General features: G+C 70.7%; 20 protein-coding genes. 12 read left to right on the top strand and 8 right to left on the bottom strand.

What is annotated here, in order from left to right; genetic code table 11:
• From P3T37_RS28000 to P3T37_RS27990, 3 genes are all read left to right on the top strand, one after another.
• Window positions 1–1,208: PKD domain-containing protein (locus tag P3T37_RS28000; RefSeq protein WP_280726683.1), on the top strand; the 1,208-nt coding region annotated here is incomplete at its 5' end.
• A 93-nt stretch (window positions 1,209–1,301) separates the two neighbouring features.
• On the top strand, window positions 1,302–2,246 hold the full coding sequence (locus P3T37_RS27995; RefSeq protein WP_280726682.1) for an ABC transporter ATP-binding protein: 945 nt from the start codon (window positions 1,302–1,304) through the stop codon (window positions 2,244–2,246).
• Window positions 2,243–3,610, top strand: coding sequence for an ABC transporter permease (locus tag P3T37_RS27990; RefSeq protein WP_280726681.1), 1,368 nt, complete (start codon window positions 2,243–2,245; stop codon window positions 3,608–3,610). Before P3T37_RS27995 ends, P3T37_RS27990 begins: the two co-directional genes overlap by 4 nt.
• Before the next feature lie 45 nt (window positions 3,611–3,655).
• Here P3T37_RS27990 and P3T37_RS27985 read toward each other — a convergent pair whose 3' ends face one another.
• The 5 genes from P3T37_RS27985 to P3T37_RS27965 form a co-directional block, all read right to left on the bottom strand.
• On the bottom strand, window positions 3,656–4,378 hold the full coding sequence (locus tag P3T37_RS27985) for a hypothetical protein (protein ID WP_280726680.1): 723 nt from the start codon (window positions 4,376–4,378) through the stop codon (window positions 3,656–3,658).
• A complete protein-coding gene (locus tag P3T37_RS27980; RefSeq protein ID WP_280726679.1) occupies window positions 4,356–6,536 on the bottom strand; it encodes a hypothetical protein in 2,181 nt (726 codons plus the stop codon). Before P3T37_RS27980 ends, P3T37_RS27985 begins: the two co-directional genes overlap by 23 nt.
• Before the next feature lie 8 nt (window positions 6,537–6,544).
• Window positions 6,545–7,336, bottom strand: a complete 792-nt coding sequence (locus tag P3T37_RS27975) for a hypothetical protein (RefSeq protein ID WP_280726678.1) — start codon at window positions 7,334–7,336, stop codon at window positions 6,545–6,547.
• 113 nt (window positions 7,337–7,449) lie between these two features.
• The gene (locus tag P3T37_RS27970; protein WP_280726677.1) at window positions 7,450–8,109 is read right to left on the bottom strand and encodes a Crp/Fnr family transcriptional regulator; all 660 of its coding nucleotides are present in this window, start codon (window positions 8,107–8,109) and stop codon (window positions 7,450–7,452) included.
• Between the two features lie 228 nt (window positions 8,110–8,337).
• On the bottom strand, window positions 8,338–8,985 hold the full coding sequence (locus P3T37_RS27965) for a class F sortase (protein ID WP_280726676.1): 648 nt from the start codon (window positions 8,983–8,985) through the stop codon (window positions 8,338–8,340).
• Window positions 8,986–9,397: 412 nt separating this feature from the next.
• On the opposite strand from P3T37_RS27965, the gene P3T37_RS27960 reads away from it, so the two are divergent.
• The 9 genes from P3T37_RS27960 to P3T37_RS27920 all read left to right on the top strand — a co-directional run bounded on the left by P3T37_RS27960 (window position 9,398) and on the right by P3T37_RS27920 (window position 21,261).
• Window positions 9,398–10,528, top strand: a complete 1,131-nt coding sequence (locus P3T37_RS27960; RefSeq protein WP_280726675.1) for an ice-binding family protein — start codon at window positions 9,398–9,400, stop codon at window positions 10,526–10,528.
• A 120-nt stretch (window positions 10,529–10,648) separates the two neighbouring features.
• Window positions 10,649–11,383, top strand: a complete 735-nt coding sequence (locus tag P3T37_RS27955; RefSeq protein ID WP_280726674.1) for a DUF5819 family protein — start codon at window positions 10,649–10,651, stop codon at window positions 11,381–11,383.
• Complete coding sequence (locus P3T37_RS27950; RefSeq protein ID WP_280726673.1) at window positions 11,373–12,374, top strand: HTTM domain-containing protein; 1,002 nt, start codon at window positions 11,373–11,375, stop codon at window positions 12,372–12,374. The genes P3T37_RS27955 and P3T37_RS27950 overlap by 11 nt, the downstream gene beginning before the upstream one ends.
• Before the next feature lie 182 nt (window positions 12,375–12,556).
• A complete protein-coding gene (locus tag P3T37_RS27945) occupies window positions 12,557–12,955 on the top strand; it encodes a hypothetical protein (RefSeq protein WP_280726672.1) in 399 nt (132 codons plus the stop codon).
• A gap of 35 nt (window positions 12,956–12,990) precedes the next feature.
• Window positions 12,991–14,517 carry an NAD(P)/FAD-dependent oxidoreductase gene (locus tag P3T37_RS27940; RefSeq protein ID WP_280726671.1) on the top strand — a complete coding sequence of 509 codons (1,527 nt, stop codon included), beginning with the start codon at window positions 12,991–12,993 and terminating at the stop codon, window positions 14,515–14,517.
• A gap of 1,175 nt (window positions 14,518–15,692) precedes the next feature.
• Window positions 15,693–17,756: a BTAD domain-containing putative transcriptional regulator gene (locus P3T37_RS27935; RefSeq protein WP_280726670.1), complete on the top strand. Its 2,064-nt coding sequence runs from the start codon at window positions 15,693–15,695 to the stop codon at window positions 17,754–17,756.
• A gap of 92 nt (window positions 17,757–17,848) precedes the next feature.
• Complete coding sequence (vioC, locus tag P3T37_RS27930) at window positions 17,849–18,913, top strand: arginine beta-hydroxylase, Fe(II)/alpha-ketoglutarate-dependent (RefSeq protein ID WP_280726669.1); 1,065 nt, start codon at window positions 17,849–17,851, stop codon at window positions 18,911–18,913.
• Between the two features lie 6 nt (window positions 18,914–18,919).
• Window positions 18,920–20,044, top strand: coding sequence for a capreomycidine synthase (gene vioD / locus P3T37_RS27925; protein ID WP_280726668.1), 1,125 nt, complete (start codon window positions 18,920–18,922; stop codon window positions 20,042–20,044).
• Entirely contained in the window at window positions 20,041–21,261 is a 1,221-nt protein-coding gene (locus P3T37_RS27920; RefSeq protein ID WP_280726667.1) for an MFS transporter, read from the top strand. The genes vioD and P3T37_RS27920 overlap by 4 nt, the downstream gene beginning before the upstream one ends.
• 38 nt (window positions 21,262–21,299) lie before the next feature.
• Here P3T37_RS27920 and P3T37_RS27915 read toward each other — a convergent pair whose 3' ends face one another.
• The 3 genes from P3T37_RS27915 to P3T37_RS27905 are packed head-to-tail and all read right to left on the bottom strand — an operon-like array spanning window position 21,300 to window position 23,960.
• The gene (locus P3T37_RS27915; RefSeq protein WP_280726666.1) at window positions 21,300–22,190 is read right to left on the bottom strand and encodes an NAD(P)-dependent oxidoreductase; all 891 of its coding nucleotides are present in this window, start codon (window positions 22,188–22,190) and stop codon (window positions 21,300–21,302) included.
• A gap of 13 nt (window positions 22,191–22,203) precedes the next feature.
• On the bottom strand, window positions 22,204–22,956 hold the full coding sequence (locus tag P3T37_RS27910; RefSeq protein WP_280726665.1) for a glucose 1-dehydrogenase: 753 nt from the start codon (window positions 22,954–22,956) through the stop codon (window positions 22,204–22,206).
• Window positions 22,953–23,960 carry an aromatic ring-hydroxylating dioxygenase subunit alpha gene (locus P3T37_RS27905; RefSeq protein ID WP_280726664.1) on the bottom strand — a complete coding sequence of 336 codons (1,008 nt, stop codon included), beginning with the start codon at window positions 23,958–23,960 and terminating at the stop codon, window positions 22,953–22,955. Before P3T37_RS27905 ends, P3T37_RS27910 begins: the two co-directional genes overlap by 4 nt.
• Window position 23,961: the final 1 nt, after the last annotated feature.

The raw sequence follows: 23,961 nt of genomic DNA, 5'->3' as shown, positions 1-23,961 counted from the left end.
CCAGCAGTTCGACCCAGAACCCGAGCCACACCTACAGCACCGCGGGCACCTACACCGCGACGCTGACCGTCACCGACAGCGCCTCGCCGGCCAACACCGCGACGTCGCAGGTGACGACCACGGTCAGCGCCGTCGGCAACCCGCTGGCGGCCGGCGCCTCGGCCACCCCGACCTCCGGTCAGGTGCCGCTGAGCGTCGCCTTCACCGGCACCGGCACCGGTGGCACCCCGGCGTACAACTACAGCTGGAACTTCGGTGACGGGACCAGCAGTTCGACCCAGAACCCGAGCCACACCTACAGCACCGCGGGCACCTACACCGCGACGCTGACCGTCACCGACAGCGCCTCGCCGGCCAACTCCGCATCCTCGACGGTGACCATCACAGCCTCACCGATCGCCGCGACGGTACCGGGCGCGCCCACCGGCCTGACGGCGACAGCCGGAACCGGGCAGGCCACGCTGAGCTGGACGCCGCCGGCCAACACCGGTGGAGAGAACGTCACTTCGTACAAGGTGTACCGCGGTACCGCCAGCGGCGGCGAGACGCTGCTGACCGGCGGCGGCTGCAGCGGCCTGGGCGCGGTGACCTCGTGCACGGACACCGGCCTGACCGCCGGTCAGGCCTACTACTACACCGTCACCGCGGTGAACGGCGTGGGCGAGGGGGCGGCGAGCAACGAGGCGACGGCCACCCCCACCGGCACGGGCTGCCAGGCGCAGCAGCTGCTGGGCAACGCGGGCTTCGAGAACGGCAGTTCCAGCCCCGCGCCGTGGACCGTCACCTCGACGCACAGCCCCGTCTCGGTGATCAGCAAGAGCACCTCCGAACCGCCGCACAGCGGCACCTGGGACGCCTGGCTCGACGGCTGGGGCAAGGCCACCACCGACACCCTGGCCCAGACCGTCACCCTGCCCAGCGGCTGCAGCAACTACAACTTCAGCTTCTGGCTGCACGTCAACACGGCCGAGACCTCGACCACCACCGCCTACGACACCCTCAAGGTGCAGGTGCTCAACAGCTCCGGCACCGTCCTGGGCACCCTGGCCACCTACTCCAACCTCAACCACAACACCGGATACGCGCAGCACACCTTCAACCTCGGCGCTTATGCCGGCCAGCAGGTGACGCTGAAGTTCACCGGTGCCGAGGACTTCGAGTACCAGACGTCGTTCGTGGTCGACGACACCGCGCTGAACGTCAGCTGAGCCTGACGAGTCGGACGCGTCGGACGAGTTAGCCGCCGGGTGGTGCACTGCGGTGCACCACCCGGTACCGAGCGCCAGTTGAGGGATGGATGTATGGACGCACCAATCGCGGTGAGAGGCCGCGGCATCACCAAAGTCTTCGGTGATGTCGTCGCCCTCGACCACATCGATGTGAGCATGACGCAGGGTCAGATCCACGGCCTGGTCGGCCCGAACGGCGCCGGCAAGACCACGCTCCTCGGCCTGTTGCTGGGCCTGGCTGTCGCCGACGAAGGGAGTCTGGAGATCCTCGGCACTGCGGTGGGACGCACGCCGGCCGCGCCCGACGGTGTCTCCGGGTTCGTCGACGGGCCCGGCCTCTACCCCACTCTCACCGCGAAGCAGAACCTTGCAACGCTCGTCGCGCTGCGCCCTGATGACGCGCCCGCCATGGGTGTCGAGGAGGCCTTGGCGCAGGTCGGGCTCGCCGACGCCGCCGACGCCAAGGTCCGCGGCTTCTCCCTGGGCATGCGCCAGCGGCTGGGGCTGGCCGCGGCGCTGCTGACCAAGCCGCGGCTGCTGGTGCTCGACGAGCCGTCCAACGGCCTGGACCCGGTCGGCAAGAAGCACGTGCACGGTGTGCTCAACCGGTTGGCCGCCGAAGGCGTCACGGTCGTGATGTCCAGCCATCGGATGGACGATCTGGAGGCGCTCTGTTCCGAGGTCACCATCCTGGCCGCCGGACGCGTGGTCTTCTCCGGACCGGTGTCGAAGCTCTCTGACGACAGCCGCGAACTCGACTACCGGCTGCGCGCGTCGGACCCGTCCGCCGCTCGCGCGGTCGCGGCCGCAACGCCCGGTATCCGCATCGTCGACGGCTACGACGCCCCCGCGCGACCGGACACCGACGTGATCGTCGTCCGCGCACGGGTGGCAGCCGTGGATCAACTCGTGGCCCGAATGGTGCGGGACGACATCGCGGTGCGTGAGTTGGCGCCCGTCGTCTCAGCGCTGGAAGCCGCGTTCCTCGCCCTGACCGAGCAGGAGGCCGACCGATGACCACGACCGTCGCTGACGCCCCAGCCCCCGCCGCCCGGGCTGAGGCCGGGACAGCGCGCCCGGTCCCGGTGGCCCGGATCCTCCGCTTCGAGTTGGTCAAGCAGTTCTCCGCCTGGCGGGTGCGCCTGCTGATCGGGCTGTGCTGGCTCGGACCGGGCCTGCTGGTCTTCGCCATCGACCAGCAGAGCACCCTTCCGTCGGACACCCTCTTCGGCCGGTGGATGCACGCCACCGGCTGGGCCGGGTCGCTGGTGGTGCTCGGCGTCGCCGGCACGTGGGCGCTGCCGCTGGTCACGTCCATGGTCGCCGGTGACGTGTTCGCCTCCGAGGACCGGCTGGGCACCTGGCGCCATCTGATCGTCGCGGTCCGCTCGCACCGGCGGATCTTCGCGGCCAAGGCGATCGCCAGCGTCACCGTGATCGGGCTGCTGGTCGCAGGCCTGGCCGTCTCCAGCGCGTTCGGCGGACTGCTCGCGGAGGGGAACCAGCCGCTGGTCGGGCTGGACAGCCACCAGCTCTCCGGCGGCGACGCGGCCGGAAACGTCCTGCTGGCCTGGGTCTGCGTGCTGGCGCCGACGCTCGCCCTGGCGGCCATCGGGCTGCTCGGGTCCGTCGCCCTGGGCCGATCCCCGATGGGCCTGCTCCTGCCCATGCTCGCCGCCCTCGGGATGCAGGTGGCGCAGATGCTGCCGCTACCGGTCCCGGTGCGCCTGGCACTGCCCGGTTACGCCTTCATCTCCTGGAACGGCCTTTTCGCCGATCCCCGGCAACTCGGGCCCCTGCTGATCGGCGTCGGGGTCAGTCTGGTGTGGGCGGTCGTCGCGACGGCACTGGCCTACCTGCTCTTCCTCCGCCGGGACTTCACCAATCTCAACAACGACGGCGCCGGACGCAGGGTGCTGACCCTGGGCGTCCTCCCGCTGGTCGGCCTGCTGGTCGCGACGGTCGGTGCTTTCGCGGTGACGACCGGGACGGACGGTTCCGGCATCGACCAGGCCAAGGTGCAGCAGTCGGTGGCCACGGCCTTCGCCCACCTCTACCGGCTCCAGCAAGCGCAGACGCGCCAGCCACCGGTCACCGAAGCGCAACTTCAGACCTCCGCGGCCTGTGACAAGAGCGAAGGACTCGGCGCACAGGAGGGATCGGGCAACGACTGGCGCTGCACGGTCTCCTGGACCGTCCCCGGTTACAACGCCACCGCCCAGGCCATCTACCAGCTCGATGTCAGCGCGAACGGGCGGTACACCGCCGACGGAGACGGCCCGGTGGAGGTGAACGGCTACTTCCTGATCATCAGTGGGGGAAAGACGGTGCCGAACCCGCTCTGGCAGTTCGACGGCAACGTCGATCTGCTCGCCGGATGAACGGCTGAAGGGCGGCGGCGGATCATTCGATCCGCCGTCCGTTCCTCATCCCTGGTCAGGCTCCTCGCCGAACCCGTCGAGCAGCAACTCGGCTTGTGCTCCCAGGCCGTGGCGGTCGATCAGTTCTGGCATCGCCTCCCGGAGCACCTTGAGCACGACCCTCATGGCGTAGATGTCCGCGTCCGCGATCGCCCCCTTGGTCGACATCTCCTCCAGCGCCTCCAGCAGCGGGTACCAGATCTCCCCGCCGACCCTGATGCTCCGTGCGACCTTCTGGAACTCCTTGACGATGCCGGCGTCCCGCACGTCCTGGGGTCGTCGTTCGAGGTGGTCCAGCAGCAAAAGCTCCGGATCGTTGTACAGGTGCGCCTTGAGGAAGCGCAGCCGGGCGACCCGCGCATGGTCCGCCCGGTGCTGCCGGGCCGCTGCCGCGGCCTCCTCGGTGAGCCAGAGCCGCACCGTGCCGGTCAGCCCGCGGACGCCCAGCTCCGGCCGGTCCACCGGTACGCCCAGCGCCGCGTTGGCCGCGTCCTGGGCGGGCGCCACGTCCTCTGGGGCCCACAGCCCGGTGGCGCCTTTCGCGATCTCCCGGAGGCCCAGCGCGATCGCCGCCTTCTGCCCCTCGTACGGCACCGCGGAACGGCTGGGCTGCCAGGAGGCCGAGAAGATCGCCACGAACGTGGCGGTCGACAGGTTGCTCGGCAGCCGCCGATGCTCCGGGTAGTCGCAGCGCATCCGCTCGGGCTCACGGCGAAACCGGAACCTCATCCGCCGACACCTCCAACGGTGAGATGAGAGCCGCCAGTTCGGGCTCGTCCTCGATCACGGCCGCACGCAGCCGGTCCGCCGGGCTGCCGCCGTCCGGATCACGGATGTCGCCCAGCATTACCAGCAGCGCGAAGAGGGCATTGAGGCCGCTGTGGCCTCGGAAGGCGGCGCGCAACGCGTTCAGCGCGCGATCCCGGACTTCGCCTCGCGGGCTCTTCAGGACCCACCAGCAGATCGTCTGCGCCACCTTCGGGTAGCGCTCGAAGTCCGTGAGCAGGTCTCCGAGCGATCTGGCCAGTTCAGCTTCCGAGCGGGACTCCGCCGAGGCCCACGGCACGTCGTCCCGCACGACGCCCAGTAGGGCGAGCGTCGCCAGGTTCGCGGCGGGTGTTGCAGCGCCGTCGGCCTGTCGGGGCCAGCCCTGCGCCGCTCGGGCCAGCCAGTCGGTGAGCTCCGGGTCCTGGGCGATCTCCTGGAAGACTTCGAGGACCTTCGCCAGCGCCTCGGCGCCACCGCTGTCGGCGACCCGGCGCAGCCGGGTGAGCGCCGGCCCCGGCTGATCCTCGACCAGCTCTCGGCAGACCTCGACGACCAGGAGTTTGTTGTCCGGCGCCGTGGCCCAGTCGTAGAGCAGTTGCCGGGCCCGCTTCCTGAGGCTCTCGTCCCGGGCGGCGGCCACCATCACCGCCACCACGATGTCGGGGCGCCCCACCGCCATCCCGCGCTCCTTGACGTCCTGCAGCTTCGAGGCGTCCTGGAACGAGGCGATCAGCTGGATCATGGTGCGGACCACCGGATCGTCGGCCGCCTCGCCGCGCGTTCCCACGCAGGAGACCATCCAGCGGATCAGGCACTTGCGGATCCGGTCGTCGTACTGCCCCCAGACGTGCGGGAGCATGGCCTGCCCGTAGCCGGGACTGGTGAACTCCGCCCGGCCGGTGAGCTCGACCCGCGCGCCGATGGCCGCGAGCTGCGAGCGCAGTCCCGCTCGGGCGAAGACCTGCCGGAGGTCGGGCGAGCGCTTGGTCCCGCGCCCCTCCTCCGACTCGCCGCCGATCGCCGCAGCCAGCCGGTCGGCATCGCCCTGCACCTTCGAGGCCGGTGCCGAGCCCCGCAGCGCCAGCGCCATGGCGAGGTAGCGCTCCTCCGGTTTGAACGGCACCGCTGCGGCGGTTTGGCCGTTGGCGGAGCCCGACGGCAGCGGATCGCCGAACCGCTGGTCGAGCTCCGCCTCCCAGCCGACGGCCAACTGCCCGAACTCGGCCTCGATCCGGGCCGTGACGGTGCCCTCGTCGAGGCCCTCCTCCACCGCCCGCCGCCGCAGGCGGTCGGCCAGCTCGATCAGTTCGCCGGCCAGCCGGACCGCGCGGACCGGCAGAGCCGTCCGGAGCGCGTCCTGGATCGCGGCGCCTTCCGTGTACCGGATCAGCTCGTCTCGCCGCTCGGCTCTCAGGTGCTGCCTCAGTACCGCGACCGCGTCCGGCAGGCCGGTGAGCCGGACCACCTCCAGCTTGCCGAGCCGATAGCCCGTCAGATCGGCCCACAGCTCCGGAGTGATCGTCATGACCAGGAAGGAGCCGACCTCGGCCAAGTCCTCGCCGTACTTCTGCAGGCCGGTCAGGAAGGGCTGTTCGAGCCGGTCGCACTCCTGGTCCTGGAGGTCGAGCAGGTAGGCGCGGTTCTTCTCGGTCGGGAGCTTTCCGATGGTCGGCCGGTCCCAGTCGACCTCGGTCACCTTGATCTCGACGTCCGACGGGGTGTGCAGGGCCAGTTGCCGCTGGCAGAACGTGGTGGCCCCGGAACCGCGCGGCGCCACCACCAGCATCAGCGCCGAGGTCTTGAGGATCTGTTCCATCCGGAGCTCTGCGGCGGTCCACTCCGGGGCCTCGCAGTAGGAGGCATCCGAGCGGATCGCCTTCCGGTCGACGGGGTGGGACTCCAGCTGATCCAGCACCCGCCGCACCGGATGGATGGTGACGGGGCCCGAGGGCTCGGCGACAAGGACCCCCAGCTCCTTGACGTGGACGGAGGCGGCGGGCTGCTCGCGCTCCGGCACCTCCGGCGGTTCGAACTCCTGCTCTACGTCCTTCGGTTCCACCTGTTCCGGGGCGGCGACCCGGAACCCTCCGCCGGGTGCGGGTTCGTACTCCTCGTACATGATCCTCCTCAGGGCCGCTGGCCGTCCTGGTAGACGTTGACTGTTCCGGTGGACTCGGGAATGACGCTGCCCGCCTGCCCGAAGTGGTACTTGGGTGCCGACCGGTCGATCGGCGCCACGGCCTCGACCGACGACCGGACCACCGGCTCGACCGGCGCCGGAGCCTCCAGCCCGACGAGGTCCTTCGGCCTGCGTCGCGGGACGTGCACCCAGGCCAGCTCCGCGAACTTGTCGTCGACCTCCGCCCGCACCCGCAGGAAGTCGTCCGCCGTCAGCCGAAGCGTCCGCTTCGCCCGGACCACCGCGTGGAAGACGGCGTCCGAGATGATCAGCGCCAGGAACGTGTCGAGCTTCTTCGCCTGCTCCATGGCCGCCTTCGCGGCATCGCTGTCCAGCAACCGGCAGGCGTCGTTCATCGGGTCGCCGTGGTAGTCCGAGGGCAGCGGGCCGACGTGGACGCTCATCCGCACCCGGATCTCCGGGTCGGCGGCCTGGCGGTGCGCGTCGTAATCGGCCAGCGCCGTCTCCAGCTTCTCCGGCAGCGGGTCGACCAGACGCCAGAGCCGCTGCACCGGCATCGCCAGCAGGAAGCCGTCGCCTCGGTCGCCCCAGTACTTGCGCTGCTGCCACTCCTCGGCCAAGCCGCTGTCGGCCATGGCCACTTCGACCATGGCGTCCAGGTTCGTGCGCATCTGCGACATCAGGTGGGACGCGGCCTTGCTGTAGCCCCTGATGTCGAGCGCAAGCACCGCCTCGTAGCCCGGGACGTCCCTGGGGTCCTCGGTCTGCAACTCTTCCACGCCGGTCTTCCTCTCCTGCCGTTGCGCGCCCCGGTCGGGGCGGCGGGCATCAGGATGTCCCCGACCGGGAGCGGCCGCTGCCCAGAATTGGGCAGCGCCGTGTGACGTGGGTCTCAGGAGAAGGCGAGGATCTCCCGCAGTGCCCGGAGGTTGTGCAGCACCAGGCCGCCGCCGGGGGCGGACCGCACCCAGCCGGCGTTGCGCCACGGGGCCAGGTTCTGCACCACGGTGTTCCGGTGGACGCCGATCAGCTGGGCCAGTTCGTCCTGGTTCAGCCGCACGGTCACGGGCGTCGGCACGTCCTCGCCGGCGGGTGCGGCCAGGCGCAGCAGTGCCGCGGCCAGCCGGACCGGGACCTCGGCCGCCGCCAGCTCCTGCTGGATCTCGTCGCCCTGACTCACTCTGCTGAACGCGTGCCGCAGGAACAGCGGCAGCAGGTCGTTCGCCTTGACGAATGCGTCGAACGCATAGGCAGGCACGGTGTGGAGCACCGACGGCTCGATGGCGATGACGTTGGCGCTGCGCTCGCCGCCGCCCAGCACCGACTGCTCACCGAGCAGTTCGCCCGGGCCGCGAACGGCGAGCAGGGTGCGCCGGCCGCGATCGTCCTCACGGACGATGGCCACGGAACCGGCGGTCAGCACCAGTACCTGGACCCCGCGCTTCCCCTGCTCCAGCAGCACCTTTTTCGCGGGCACCGCCCTTCCCGGGGCCAGCAGGCAGATCTCGCTCCACACGCGCTCGCCGAGCAGCGCCCGATGACACTGGTACACACATCCCCCAACGGCTCGAATCGACCGGCTACCGGATCAGCAGCGCAGCATCCGGCTCGACGGTCCGGCAACTGTCCGCATGGAGCAGTTAATTGACCGAAAGCCCTCTCGTGCGCTGTAGCAGGTCACTCCACATTCTTTCGAGTGAATTGCGTTGATTCTAGGTTTGCCTGACGTGCCGTCCACTAAATTGTCGAACAATGGGTCAGGTCAACCAGCCACCGAGATTCATGCCTGCTTGGTGCGCGTCAGGTGGGCGTACGCGACCACGTTGCCCAGGTAGCCGGTCTTCTTGGAGAAGTGGCCGCCGCAGGTGATCAGTCGAAGCTCCGATCGGCTCGTCGCTCCGTAGACCTTGTCGTCCGGGTAGTGGTCCTTGGGGTAGACCTCGACGGCGTCGATGGTGAAGACGGCGGTGGTGCGGTCCTTTCGCTCGATCTCGACCTCGGCTCCCGGGTGCAGGCGGCCCAGGCTGTAGAAGACGGAGAGCCCGTGCTTGTTGTCGACGTGGCCCGCCATGACCGCGTTGCCGTTCTGGCCCGGTGTCACGCCGCCTTGGTACCAGCCGACGACGTTGTCGTCGTCCGGCGGGGGTGGCTGGAGGTGCCCGGCGGTGTCCAGTGTGATGGGGATGACCCGTGCCTCGACCCGGATGGCGCGGATGCGGATCCGGGTCGGCGGTGAAGCGCTCATGCCAGGGGGCGCGGACTTCGTGTCGGGTGGGGCGCCGTGGCCGCCGTTCCCGGCCGATGCCTGGGCGGCTGTCGGCTGGGGCGGGAGTTCCGTCCGGCGGCCGTCCTGGAGGAGCCATACGCCGATGACCAGGACCAGGACGGCGACGATGACGGCCGGCCGAGGTCGTCTGAACCCGTGCACTGCCGCCTCCTTTGCTGGACTCGGGCTGACAGCGCGGGTCGCTGTGAGATTCGTTCATCGTTTCATCGGACCGGCGCTCCTTGCCAGCCGCCACCGGACTGAATGAGTGATTGTGTGTATCGGGGTGCGGATCCCGGCGTCGGTGTCGCCGGGATCGTCTGACCGGGTGTCATGATCGTGCGGGGTGAGGCCTGGCAGTCCTGCGTCAATCACCCGGATGCGCGGGGCGGCATGGTGGAGGTGGAGCCGAGGTGCTCCTATTGTATTTGTATACGAACTCTCTTCAAGAGGGCAGGGTTGGGACAGAGTCTGCTTCTCCATCTCCTTGTGCAGCCCCGGGGATGAGAGCTCGAACTCTGCGATCGATTGCACTCCCTTCCGTCGGACCCTCTTGAAGGAGCTTGGCGCCTCAATGAACTCGAAGACCTTAGCTGCGCCTCACGGGCGCGGATTTGCCGCCCGGGTTTCCACGGCCCTCACGCTGGCCCTCACTGCTGCGGGGATGGCGGTGCTGCCGACCCCCGCTCACGCCATCGGGGTCGCCGTACCCCTCGGAACGGCGGCCAGCTTCGCCGTCCTGGCCGGCCAGTCCGTCACGAACACCGGGCCCAGCACCATCACCGGCGATGTCGGGGTGAGTCCGGGGACCTCGGTGACCGGCTTTCCCCCGGGCACGGTGAACGGCGTCATCCACGCGGCCGACGCCGTTGCCCTGCAGGCGCAGACCGATCTGACCGTCGCGTACAACAACGCGGCCGGCCAGGCCTCCGACGCCAGCGTCTCGGGCGACCTCGGCGGCCGGACGCTGAATCCGGGCGTCTACACCGCCTCCTCGTCCATCGGACTCACCGGCAGCCTCACGCTCGACGCCCACGGGGACCCCAACGCGGTCTGGATCTTCCAGGTCGGGTCCACGCTGACAACGGCCTCCGCGAGCCGGGTGCTGCTGGTCAACGGTGCCGCGCCGTGCAACGTCTTCTGGAAGATCGGCAGCTCCGCCACGATCGGGACCAACTCCACCTTCGTGGGCAACATCCTGGCGCTGACGTCGATCTCCGCCACCACCGGGGCGACCATCGACGGCCGCGCGCTCGCGCGGAACGGGTCGGTCACCCTGGACACCAACACCATCACGAGGGAGACCTGCTCGACGGGCGGGACGACCTCCGGCACCACGTCCGGCACCACCGCTGGGACCACTGCCGGTACGTCAGGTGGCACCACTGGCGGTACGACGTCCGGCACCACCGCGGGGACCACGGGCGGTACGACGTCGGGCACCACGTCCGGCACCACGGCCGGTACGACGGCCGGTACGACAGGAGGGGCCACCGGTGGTACGACGGCTGGGACGACCGGCGGAGCCGCGTCGGGTGGAGGCTCCGGTGGCCGTCCTCCGGTCGGCGGCGTGGGCACTGGTGTCGGTGGTGCCGCGCAGGGACCGAGTGCGACCGAGATCACGATCGGCGGCATCCTCGTCGGACTCTCGTTGACCGGTATCGGCTTCCTCGTCGTCCGCCGACGCGCGCTGACCGGATCCTGACCGCACGGCACACCTGGACTGATGTCCCCGCGTGGGCGGTTGGCGCGGGGACATCAGTCGTTCGGCACGGTGAGAAAGCAGACGGGATGGCACGAGGTGCGAGCTGACCAAGAGAAAACGATGACCGACGTCGACCAGGACTGCGCGGAGAACGGACGTCCGCCGGTGAGCAGCCTCACCGCTCCCCAGGCCCGGAGGATGCCGGAGCAGGTGGGCGGCACGGGAGCAGCGCCTCCGGCCCTGTCGCTTCCGGCCGCGCTGACCGTGGCCTTCGCGACCGTCCTCTGCGTCCTGGCGGTCATCGGCCATGTCTGCCTGGTGTTCCTGCACGTCGCACCGTCCAACGCGGTCTCCCAGCGGTACCAACGGCAGACCGACGCCTGGATCTACCCCTACTTCGAGCAGAACTGGCAGCTCTTCGCCCCGAATCCGGAGTCGGTGCGCTGGCAGATCTCGGCCCGGACGGCTACGACGGCTCCCGACGGCTCGCGGCGGGTCGGCGAGTGGCTCGACCTGACAGCGATCGACGACGCCGCCGTCCTGCACTCGCCCTTCCCCAGCCACACGGCGCAGAACATGCTGCGCCGGGCGTTGTCCGCCTACCTCGACACCCAGGGAACCGGCCGGACTCCAGTGTCGGAGCGGGCGCTGATGCTCCAGGAGTACGTGGCGAACATCGCGGCCCAACGCCTTGCCGCCGGCGCGCACCCCGCCTTCGGCGCAGTCCAGTTGCGCGTCGTCAGTACGCCGATCACACCCCCGGCATCGACAGCACCCGCCGCCCCGACCCCCAGTGGCGCTTCCTCCGACACCAGGTATCTCCCGTGGTGGCAGGTGAAGTCCCATGACCACTGACCGCAGGCCCGACCCGGTCACCAGGGCGCTCGCCTTCCTCACCGAGCGGGCCGTCTCGCTCCACGCGGCAGCTGTGCTGCGGATGGGCTATGGGTTGCTCTATCTCGCTTTCCTGCTGCGTGAGTTCACCCACCGCGAGGAGATCTGGGGCCCGGGCTCACCGTGGACTCCCGACCTGGCGCGCGAACTCCTCGGCCAGACGGGAGAGTTCAGTCTTCTCACGCTCTCGGACAGCGGCACCTGGTTCGAGGCCTGCTACGCGTTGGCCGTCCTGACGTCCGCGTTGTTCGCGCTCGGGTGGCACACCAGGGCGGTCTCCGTGCTGTTCGCCGTCGTGGTGACCTCGTTCGACGGCCGGGCCGTCTTCATGATGGACGGCGGGGACAACCTCATCGTGCTGATGGCCCTCTACCTCACGCTCACGGCCTGCGGACGCCACTGGTCCCTCGACGCCCGTCGGGCACGGCTGCGCAGGGGTGCGACCCACCCCGGGGCACTGTCCGAGTGGCGGCAGCAGGCCGCCCTCGTCCGCAGCCGGCTGGCCACGCTCGTCCACAACTGCGGCATGTTCGTCATCGCGGCCCAGGTCTGCCTGCTCTACGGCTCCGCCGGCCTCTACAAGGTGCAGGGCGGCCTATGGCGCGACGGCACCGCGCTGCACTACGTCCTGCACCTCGACCTCTTCCGGCCCTGGCCGGAACTCTCCCAACTGGCCGACGACCACAGTCTCATCCTCGCGGTCAGCGCCTACCTGACCGTGCTTGTTCAGGTGGCCTTCCCGTTCGCCCTGTTCAGCAGGCTCAAGTACGTCACCTTGGCCCTCCTGCTCAGCATGCACCTGGGGATCGCGATCCTCCTGGGGCTGCCGGTCTTCTCCGGCGCCATGATCATCGCCGACGCCGTCTTCCTGCCGGATCGCCTCCTCCTCCGCCTTGCTGGCGCTCTTCTGGAAGACGGCCGGCGACGGCGCACTGTAGGTCTGGTGGGCTGAGTGCGCCACGACTGCCCGCCAGTTGTCGATGCCGGTGTTGGTTCGTAGGTCAGTACCGAGAACACCTCTTGCTCGGCGCGAGAGCACCCCGCGCCACGGAAGAGTGATGTCGCCGAGTTTCGAGAGCATCCAGGTGCTTGGTTCGGGATTCTGGTTGTGCTGTGCACGACGAGGGGTCCTGGGTGCTGCCGAAGTCCGATGTCGATCTGTATGCGGGGATCCGCCGTGATGCCCGTTCGGGCCTGTCCCACCGCGCTTTGCGGCGCAACGACGGGGTGGGCTACCTGACGGTGAAACAGGGCCTGGAGTCGGCATGGGCCGGATCCGTGCAAGGAGCTGGGGCCGGGGTAGGCCCGGTTGGACCCGAACGTCCCGGTAGCCGGCGGCCGGGCAGGGTGACTCGCCGAGCAGCGGCAACTACCGGAAGCAATGGAAAGAAGAAGGCGCTGATGCTGCACGAGGCCCCCTTAACCGCAGTGAACGCAACAGGTCGAACCATGCCCGCGTCGCTGGGCATTCCGGCCGAGCAGGCCGTGCAGGCCGTGCACACCGCCGCCGGCCTGGCTGGACCAGTGCTGTGATCCCGGCGCAGGCCACGCGGCCCGGGAGCAGGGATGTGCGCGTCGTGGTCGTCGGGGCGGGGTTCTCCGGGATCGGCGCCGCCATCCGGCTGCGCCAGGCGGGGTTCCGCGACGTGGTGCTTCTGGAGAAGGCGCCGCAACTCGGCGGCACGTGGAGGGAGAACACCTACCCGGGCTGCGCCTGTGACGTGCCCTCGACGCTCTACAGCTACTCGTTCACCCCGGACACCGCGTGGAGCAGGGTCTTCGCCGGACAGCGGGAGATCCACGCCTATCTGCGGACGACGGCCGAGCAGTACGGCCTCGGTGATGTCCTCCGGTGCGGAGTGCACGTACGCGGAGCCCGGTGGGATCCGGCGGCCGGGCGCTGGCTGCTGGACACCAGCGACGGACCGTACAGCGCCGCTGTCCTGGTCCTGGCCACCGGGCCGTGGCACGTCCCGCGCCACCTCGACGTCCCCGGGATCGAGGAGTTCACCGGGCCCGTGATCCACACCGCGCAGTGGGACCACGGCGTCGACCTGGCCGGGCGCCGCGTCGCCGTCGTGGGCACCGGCGCCTCCGCCGTCCAACTCGTCCCGGCCATCGCGGACCGGGCAGCGGCCGTGCACCTCTTCCAGCGCACCGCCCAGTGGGTCCTGCCCAAGCCCGCCCTGCCGGTACCCGCAGCCGTCAACCGGTACCTGGACCGCCTGCCCGGCGCCCGCAGCGGCCTGCGCGCCGGTCAGTACACGCTGCAAGAGGGCTTCAACTACGCCTTCCGCCACCCGCGGCTCGCCCGCCTCCTCGAAGCGGGCGCCCGTGCCCACCTGCGACTCGCCGTCCGTGACCGGCAGCTGCGCCAGGCACTCACACCGGACTACCGGCTGGGCTGCAAGCGCCTCCTGACCTCCAGCACCTTCTACCGCGCCCTGACCCAGCCGCACGTCCACCTCCATCCCACCGCCGTGACGGCCGTCCGCGGGAACGAGGTCGTCGGCGCCGACGGCACCGCGGCCCAGGCCGACGTCCTCATCACCGCCACCGGCTTCCGCATCGGCGAGCCGCCGCTGGCCCAGAACCTGCATGGCAGAGACGGCCGGACACTGCACGAGGCCTGGGACGGCGAAGCCCAGGCGTATCTGGGTACCACCGTCAGCGGCTTCCCCAACCTCTTCCTGCTCCTCGGCCCCAACCTGCTCGGCGGCTCCACCTCCGCGATCACCGTTCTCGAAGCCCAACTGGCCTATCTCACCGCCGCCATGGCCCACCTCGACCAGGTCGGCGGCCACCACGCCGTGGACGTCCGGCCGGCCGCCCAGGCCGCGCACAACACGGCTGTGCAGGAGGCGTTGCAGCGCACGGTGTACAACTCCGGCGGCTGCACCAGCTACTACTTCAGCCCCAGCGGGCGGAACACCTTCGCCTGGCCCTGGTCCACCGGGCAACTCGTCCGCCGGCTGAGCCGATTCGACCCTGATTCCTACACCTGCCACCCACCGGCCGAACGTGTTCCCCTGCCCGCCCCGGCAGTGCCGCAGCACGACGACCGTTCGGTCCCCGCGAAAGGGCAGCAGCCATGACGCGGCGCCCGAAAACGCAGTCCTACGACCGGGAACTCCATGAGCACCTGCCCCCAGGCGTCGTCCGCGATCCGGCATTCCTGCGGCGCCTGGTGCGGCGCAACGCCGCATCCGACGTGGCTGTCCTGCGGTGGAGGCGGCCTGTGGCCAAGGACCTGTGGTCAGCGGCTGACGGCCCCTCGGTCCGCACGTACCGGAGCTTCTACCGGCGCAAGATCCGAGGCCGAGCAGGTCGCCGGTTCGCCGATGCTGAAGAGAGCACCACTGTGGCCTGATCCTTTCCCCGACTGAGGATCACCGAGCGGCCGACGTGGCTACTGTGCGAGCTGACGTCAAGTCACATGGCCAGCAGGGGAGTGATGATGCATGTCGGAGTCGACCGCCGCTGATCAGTTACGGGACGGAGCGTCCGGCTGGGCTGCCGCCGCGAGTGCGCGAGCCAGCAGCGGGGAGCCCGGCATCGTGTCGCCAGCGCGGCGGCCCTTCTGCCGGTACTGCACTCCCGCGGCCGTCTGTCGTACCTGCAGACTCACATGATCACCGCGACTTTGAAACGCCCCTGGGGCCTGACCGAGGCTGAACTTCAACGTCCGTGTTTTGGGCAATGCGTTATTGATGAGACTTCACATATCTCCGTGTATTTCTCTCGATCAATGGCCTTTCGCGAAGGGCTGACGCACTTGCTCCGCAGGGCTCCGGGATGCGCGGGGTGGTTTTCGTTCGGAAATTCGTGTCCCTGTGGCCGGAGGTGAAGAAGTGTCGGATCCGCGAATGAAAAGTGATCGTCTCCTGGCTGTCGGGTACGGCTCTGTGGTCGTATGTGCAGGGCGGACTCTCGTGGGCGGCCTCTGTTGATCGGCCCCCACGGTTCTCTTGGCTGCCGGACGGTACGACAGGCAACGGAAGTCCGCACTGAGTGATTTGACGGTCGCTCAGGAATCTGTTCCCTCCTGATACTGTGTGATCACACAGTGCTCGGAATTCGGCAGCATCCCTGCGCTGAGGCATGGTCCATTGCGGACCGCACTGGTTGACATCAAGTCGCCCACGATGTTTGGCTGCCGGCTGAGAAATCCTGATCGTGACCACAAAGCTGGAGTGGCTGGCCCGTCATTAGGTCCGGATCCGTTTCTCGAATGCCCAATGTCCAAGACGGGAGCCCAACCATCGTGACGATGCGCCGTGTCGACCTGCTCGGGCCGGTGGAGCTGGTGGTCGACGGTATCGATGTGCCGCTCACCAAGCAGCGCGAGCGGACCGCGCTCGCTTTGCTCGCGTTCAACCGGGGACGGCATGTCAGCAGGGAACGGATGCTGCAAGCCATCTGGGGGGATGACCTCCCCAGCACGGTCAACAACCAGGTCCTCATCGTCATGTACAACCTGCGGGCCTATCTGGGCGCCGGCAGGGCCGATGTCCTCCGCTCGGGTTCGGGGTACCACGTCCTGCTGCCGGAGGCGTGCGACACCGATCTCTCGGTGGCGGAGGCACGGGTCGCGCAGGCACGGGCGGCCCGTGCCCAGGGGCGGCACGAGGAGGCGGTGGACGCCTACGTCTCCGGGCTCGGGCTCTTCCGCGGTGCGCCGCTCAGCAACGTGCACGAGCACGCCCTGCGCGGCGAGGCCGAGTACCTGGAGGAGTGGCAGCGGTCGGTCTTCGTCGAGGCCGGCCGGCTGCGGGCCGGGCTAGGGCTCTATCAGGATCTGCTCGACGAACTGCCCGCGAGGATTGGTGCCAAGCCGAACGACGAGGAGCTGCGCGGGCTGCACATGCTCGCGCTCTACGGCATGGGCCGTCAATCGGACGCGCTGCGCGTCTACATGGAGACCGACGAGCTCCTCTCCCGGGAGCTCGGCACCGGCACCAGCCCCAGGCTTCGCGAGCTCAACAAGATGATCCTCGAGGAGCGTCCGGTGGCGCCGCCCCGCTGCGACGCCCCGGCGGTCGCCCCCGAGCGCCTGTCCGCCCTGCGGCCAGGTCCGGCCGACCGCCCGGCACCGGGCGCGCACACCCCGGTGCCGCGTCAGCTGCCTGCCGCCCCGCCGGACCTGGCGGGGCGTGAGGCCGAACTCGGCTGGCTGACCCGCTCGATGACGGCGTTGGACGGCCCGTCCTGTCTGGTCGTCACCGGCCTCGCGGGGGTGGGCAAGACGGCGTTGGCCGTGCACTGGGCCCAGCACGCCGCAGGGGATTTCCCGGACGGCCAGCTCTACGTCGACCTGCTGGGGCACGACCGGGCCGGCGGCCGGGAGATGACCGCCTCGACGGTCCTCGGAGGCTTCCTGCGGGCGCTCGGTGTTCCGCCCGAACGGATTCCGGGCCAGCTGCAGGAGCGGTCGGCGCTCTTCCGCAGCGTGATCGCCAACTGGCGCGTGCTCCTCGTCCTGGACAACGCGGAGGGCTCGGAGCAGGTGCGGCCCCTGCTCCCCGGCTCCCCGACCTGCCGCACCCTGGTCACCAGCCGATACCCGCTGCACGGCCTGCTGGTCGACGGTGCGGGAGTGCTCGGGCTCCGGCCCCTGGACGGCGACGGTGCGACCACGATGCTGGGCGCCCTCCTCGGCTCGGGCGCGACGGGTCCGGCCCGGGCCGATCTGGCCCGGATTGCCGACCTGTGCGGCGGACATCCCCTTGCGCTCAGCATCGCCGCGGCGCGGCTGCGCACCGGAGGGCTGAGCCCTGACGCCCTGATCGGACGGCTGGCCGAGGAGCCGCGGCGGCTGAGGGAGCTCAGCGCCGGGGAGTCGAGTCTGGCGGGCGCGCTGATGCCCACGTACCGCCGACTGCCCTCCCTGGCGGCGAAACTCTTCCGCCGGCTCGGCCTGCTGGAAGCGGGGGACCGGCCGTTGTGGACCGCCGCTGCCCTGCTCGGCATCGAGCCCGAGGAGGCGGAGGCCCCGCTGACCCAGCTGGTTGACGCCCACCTGCTGGAGCCGGTACGCAGCCGCGGAGTCGCCTGCTCCCACCGGATGCACCGCCTGGCCTGGCTGTTCGCCCGGGAACGGGCGCTGGCGGAGGAGCCCGCGGACAACCGTGCCGAGATCCTGGCCAGAGTGGAGGCCGTCAGCCGCCTCTGCCGTGTGGGGGGCCCGCGGGCCGCCGACAGCCTGATCCTCGCGCACCAGCGGCCGGGCGAACGGCTGCCACGTCCTGTCATCGCGTCACGACCGCGCCCGGCGCGGGACGGCCGGGAACCCGTCCGGATCGACGGCGATATACACGCGACACGCCGCCGATAGTCCCGTGGGGCACGGTGCCGCATGGACGAAACGTCGGCGCGGGTCGAGTGACCCGCGCCCCGCACAGCACACCGGGACGAGGACAGGCAGCGATGACCAGCAGTGTTTCCGAGATACCGCGCGCAACGGCCGGCACCAACACGACGCCTGTGTTCTCCTACGCGCTCTCCGCCGAGGAAGCGGCGCAGGCCCTTGCGCTGGCTGAGCAGTGCCTGGCGCGGTACGGCAGCGCGGAGGACCCCGCCTTCGTGCGGGACGCGCCGGTCATCGCCGCCGAGCTGCCCCGAGGGCTGCGCGAGGCCGTGAACCGTGCCCGGCTGGACGACCGGCTGCACGCCCTCGTCATCACTGGCAACCGGGTGGACGGCGGCGCCCTCGAACCCACCCCGATGCACTGGCGGGTCGCCGACACGCCCGGCAGCCGGGTGCACGGCATCCTGCTCGCGCTGTACGCCGTGTTGCTCGGTGACCTGATCGCCTGGGCCACCCAGCAGGACGGCCGCCTGGTCACCGACGTGCTGCCCATCCCGGGGTACGAGGACAGCCTGGTCAGCTCCTGCAGCGAGCAGGAGCTGGGCTGGCACACCGAGGACGCCTTCTCGCCCTCCCGGGCCGACTACGTCGGCCTGTACTGCCTGAGCGCGCCCGAGCGCATCCCCACCACCGTCGCCGGAGTGGACCTCGCGCAGGTGCCCGACGCGGTGGCCCGGGTGCTGGTCCAGCCCCGCTTCATCATCCTGCCCGACTCCTCGCACGACCCCGCCAACAACACCGACCAGGGCCAGGGCAACGCGGACGCCTTCGAGCGCCTCGCCGAGCGGCTGAAGGACCCCCAGCGGGTGGCCGTGCTCGCAGGCCACCCCCAGGCCCCCGTACTCCGGTTGGACCGCGACTTCACCATCGCCCAGGACGACGACGCCGAGGCTGCCGACGCGCTGCGCTGGATCATCGCCCACCTCGACGGGCAGCTGTACGAGCTGGTCCTGGACCCGGGCGACGTCGGCTTCGTCGACAACCGCAACGTGGTGCACGGCCGCCGGTCCTTCCGCCCCCGCTACGACGGTCAGGACCGCTGGCTCAAGCGCGTCAACGTGGTCGGCGACCTCCGTCGCACCCGGCCGGACCGCGCCGACGCCGGCACCCGAGTGATCGGCTGAACCCGGGTGGCACTTCACGACATCGCCCCGGCACTGCTCGAGGACTGGCTGCGCCACCGGTACTTCTCGGCTCAGTACGACATCTCCAGCTCCGGCCTGGCCCCGGGCACCCTCGGTGACCTGCGCGCGGAACTGGGCATCGGGACCGCCGAACTGGACGAGATCGCCTTCCGCGACAGCCCGTCGGTGGGCAGCGACCGGCTGCGCGCGGCGGTCGCCGCCCGGTACGCGCCGGGGCTGGCGGACCAGGTCGTGTGTACGCACGGAGCCAGCGAGAGCCTCTTCCTGGTTCTGGCGGCCCTGCTGCGCCCCGGGGACGAGGTGGTGACGCTCCGGCCGGTCTACCAGTCGCTCTCCTCCATCGCCGAGGCGCTGGGCGCCCGCCTGCGTACCTGGGAACTGCGCGCCGAGGACGGGTTCCGCCCCGACCTTGACCTGCTGCGGGCCGTCCTGACGCCCCGTACCCGGGCCATCGTGGTCAACTTCCCGCACAACCCGACCGGCACGACGCTCACCCGGGAGCAGTACGAGGAACTGCTGGCCCTGGTCGACCGGCACGGGTGCCACCTGCTCTGGGACGGCTCGTTCGCGGAGCTGGCGTACGAGGGCGAGGCGCTGCCCGAGCCGTCCGGGCGGCTGGAGCGGGCGCTGTCCTTCTCCACGCTCTCCAAGGCGTACGGCCTGCCGGGCCTGCGGGTCGGCTGGTGTGTCGCCCCGCCCGCGCTGATCCCGGAGATGGTGCGGCTGCGCGACTACGTGACCATCAGCACCTCGCCGCTCTCCGAGCACCTGGGCTCGGCGGTGCTGGAGCAGGCGGACAAGGTACTCGCCCCGCGCCGCCAACTGGCCACCGCCAACCGGCGGCTGCTGCTGGACTGGGCGGCCGAGCACCCCGGGCTGGTGGAGCTGCCGGCGCCGCTGGGAGGAGTGACGGGCTTTCCGGGCCTGGCGGGCATCCCGGACACCACGGCCTTCTGCCACGAACTGGAGGCGCAGGACGGGGTGCTGGTCGTGCCCGGCGGCGCCTTCGGCCATCCGGACCGGATCAGGATCGGCTTCGGCGGCCCGTCCGCCGAGCTGACGCAGGGTCTGGACAGGCTGGGCGCGCGCGTGGAGAGGTGGGGACGATGACCGCTGACACGTCGACCGCGCAGGCGCCGGTCGCACGGCCGCTGCGGGAGCTGCTGACGCACCGCCCGTACTGGTCCTGGACGCTGCTGGTCCAACTGCTCAACCTGCCCGTGATGATGGCCCCGATCGCGTTCGCCGGTCTGGCCGGCGGCGTCGCCGGGGCGGCCAAGGACGGCGGCGTGCTGGTCGCCTCGCTGTCGCTGTCCAACGTGGTGGCCTCCGGGCTCGCCGGCCGCTACGCGGACCGGACCAGCGGCCGCAGGGTCCCGGTGCTCTCGGCCTCGCTCATCGCGCTCGGCCTCGCCGGCGTCCTGGCGGGGGCGCTCGCCCACGCGCCGCTGCCGGTGCTCTGCGTGCTCTGCGCAGTCGCCGGGTCCGGCTACGCCGGCCTGACCGGACTGACCCGGACGCTGCTCAACAGGGCGGTGCCCGAGCGGCTGGTGGAGCAGGCGTTGGCGGTCAGGTCGACGATGGTGGAGCTGCTGGTGATCACGGCTCCGCTGATCGCCAGTGCCGCGCTCTTCCTGTTCGGCTGGAGCGGCGGCATCGCGGTCCAGGTGGCGGCCGGCGCCGTGCTGGTGCTGATGCTGGCCTTCGGCCGCGGCACCGCGCGGCCTGCTCCCAAGGCGGCCGCCGCGGACAGTACGGCGGCCGCGGCGGGCCGGGAGCGACTGTGGTCCCCGGCGTTCGTCGCCTGGATCGCGGTGGGCTTCGTCTTCAGCAACACCCTGGGCGCGATCGAGACGGCGGCGCTGCCGCTCTCCCAGGACCTGCACGGCGGCGCGTTCGGCGGCGGCGGTATCGTCGCGCTGCTGGCGGTCTCGAGCGCGCTGGCCGGCCTCGCGTACGCCGCGGCGGCCGACCGTCTGCGGGGCGGCCCGTACCTGAGGGCCTCTCTGCTGGTCGCGGTGCTGGGCGCGATGACGGTCCTGATCGGCCAGGTTGGGTCCTGGGGGGCCCTAGTGGCGGCACTGATCGTGGCCGGTGTGTGCACGGCGCCGCTCAACACCATCCAGTCCCACGCGGTGGAGAAGGTCATCCCCGAGAGCCGCCGCGCGGAGGGGTTCGGCTGGCTGTTCAGCGGTGGCGGTACGGGCTTCGCTGTCAGCGGTCTCGCGCTCTCCGCGCTTCCACTCCGGTTCGCCCTTGCGCTGCCCGCGGTCGGCTGCCTGATCACCATCGTCCTGCTGACCGTCTCCCGGCCGCGTGGCCGATGACCTGTTCGGGAGGGCCGTCGGGCCCTCCCGAACAGGCGTCAGTACCCCAGGGCCGGGGCGACGGTGTTGCGCAGCGGGAGCCCCTGTCGGAAGCGCCCGGCGTTCTCGCGGACCAGCTCGGCGAAGGCAGGCCAGGCGTACGGGAGTTCGCCCGCGCAGTGGGCGGTGAGGAAGCAGTTCTCCAGCGACCACAGCGGGTGGCTCCCGGGCAGCGGCGCCGGCTCAGTGACGTCGAGCGCGGCGGCGGCGATCCACCCCTCGGTCAGTGCCCGGACCAGGTCGGCGGTGTTCACCAGGCCGCCGCGGGCCACGTTGACCAGGCACGCCCCGGGCCTCATCCGCCGGAGCACCGGTTCGGCGATCATTCCCCGGGTCTGCGGCGTCAGCGCGGCCGTCAGCACCACGACATCGGCCTCGGCCGCAGCGTCGGCGAGTTCGTCGGTCCCGAGCACCCGGTACGCGCCCTCCACGGGCACCGGGCTGCGGCGCACGACCGTGACCCTGGCCCGAAGCGGCGTCAGCAGCCGCAGCAGCGCCCGGGTCACCGCGCCGCCGCCCACGATCAGCACCTCGGCGTCGTACAGGCTGCGCGGCGGCTGCGGCAGCCAGCGGCCTGCGCGCACCGAGCGGTCGGCCGACCGCAGTGCCACCATGGCCAGCATCAGCGCGTGCTCCGCCACGGGCTCCGCGAGCACACCGGCGGCCGAGGTCCAGGTGACGCCGGCCCGCATCAGTGGCAGGAACTCCTCGACCCCTGCCCAGGGCAGTTGCACCCAGCGGACGGCGGGCATCCACTGGAGTGCCCCGGCCAGCCCTTCCGGCTCGCCCAGCCAGACCAGAGCCTGCGCCTGTTCGGGCGCCGGCTGCGTCCCGACGGCGGCGCGTACGGCCTCCGGTACGGGCTCGGGCAGTACTGCGATCCCGGTCATCTTTTGACTCCTCTCACATCACGATGCCGCCGTTGGGGCTGAGCAGCGCCCCGACGTAGTAGTCCGCCTCGGCCGAGGCCAGGAAGCAGACGCTGGCGGCGATGTCCTGCGGTGTGCCCCAGCGCCCCGCCGGGATGGAGCGCTCGCGCTCCGGGTTGTAGGTGATCGGGTTGGCGGTCAGCATCGGGGTCTCGGTCATGCCCGGGGCGATCGCGTTGACGTTGACGCCGTGCGGGATCAGCTCCCGGGCAAGCGCCCGGGTGAGCGAGATGACGCCGCCCTTGGCCGCGCAGTAGTGGATCAGCCGGGCCTCGCCGGTGAGCGCCAGGTCGGAGGAGATGTTGACGATCCGGCCGGCCCCACGGGCGATCATGCCCGGGGCGACGGCCCGGCAGCACAGGTACACGCCCTTGAGATTGACGTTCAGCACCCGGTCCCACTCGTCCTCGGTGAGCTCCGTCAGCTCGGCGCGGGAGATGATGCCCGCGTTGTTGACCAGGATGGAGACCGGGCCGAAGGACTCCTCGGCACTGCGCACCATCGCGGTGACGGCGTCCGCGTCCGCGACGTTCGCCTCGATGGCCAGCGCCCGGCCGCCGCCCGCCGTGATCTCGTCCACGACCGCGCGGGCCGCCTCAGGGGTGCGCCAGTGGTTGACCAGCACGGCCGCGCCCTCGGCCGCCAGCGCGCGGGCGGTGGCGGCGCCGATGCCGGTCGCGGCGCCGGTGACAAGGGCGACCTGGCCGGTGAACCGGGAGCGCGTCACCGGCTCTCCTTGGCGAAGGTCTCCAGCAGCTCGGTGTACGCGCGGCGGTAGGCGACGGAGTACCGGTCCGAGGGGGCGTGGGCCTGGCTGCGGACATCGAGCGGGGCCTCCTTCGGGTACTGGTTCTCCACGATCGGGTAGTCCTCCTCGAAGATGACCCGCTCGTACTTCCACATCTCCTCGAGCGACACCCCGTGCTGCTCGATCACGATGTCGTCGATGCCGACCACCCAGAACTGGCGCACCCGCAGCCCGTCCGCGGTGATCGGGGTGGCGAACTGGGCGACCAGCCGGCGGCCGCCGTCGGGGAAGACGGTGCGGATCCAGGCGAACATCGGCAGCGAGAGGTGGTACGTCAGTGTCTGCCTGGTGCCGAGCGCCTGGTTGCCCTCCAGCGCCGTCCCACCCAGGTCGGTGGAGAGCTCCCACTCCAGCTCCCAGCCGTCCCGGTGGACCTGGTACGGGTCCACCACCCGGCGCACGTCCGGGCCCATGCTGCCCTGGTGGACGAACGGGAAGTGGCCCATGTCCCGGAAGTTCTCGGTCAGTTGCCGCATGCCGCAGTTCAGGTCGACGGGCTTGCCGTAGGCCAGGTGCCAGCTGGTGCGGCCCACGTCCGCCAGGCCCGCAATGGGCAGGTAGGGCTCCTCCAGGCAGCTCCACACATGCCCGTACGCCTGGGCCACCCGGTAGGTGCGCAGCGTGGTGCGCACCGGCGAGGAGCCCGGCGGCAGCGACGGCACCAGGGTGCACCGGCCGGTGCCCGCCTCGAAGATCCAGCCGTGGTAAGGACATTCGAGGCCGTCCTCGCGCACCGCACCCATGGCCAGGTCGACGCCGCGGTGCGGGCAATCGGCCTGGGCGACGGTGATGCTGTCGCCGATCCGGTAGACCACGAGCCGAGTGCCGAGGATGTTCGCGGAGACCGGACGATCGGCGACGTCCTCGATCCGCGCCACGGGGAACCAGGTGTGGCGCAGCAGTTGGTGTTCGGCCTGGTCCACG

The sequence above is a fragment of the Kitasatospora sp. MAA4 genome (assembly GCF_029893355.1).
Lineage (GTDB): Bacteria > Actinomycetota > Actinomycetes > Streptomycetales > Streptomycetaceae > Kitasatospora.
Note: the sequence above shows the minus strand (reverse complement) of the source record. Positions and strands in the feature narration are given on the sequence as shown.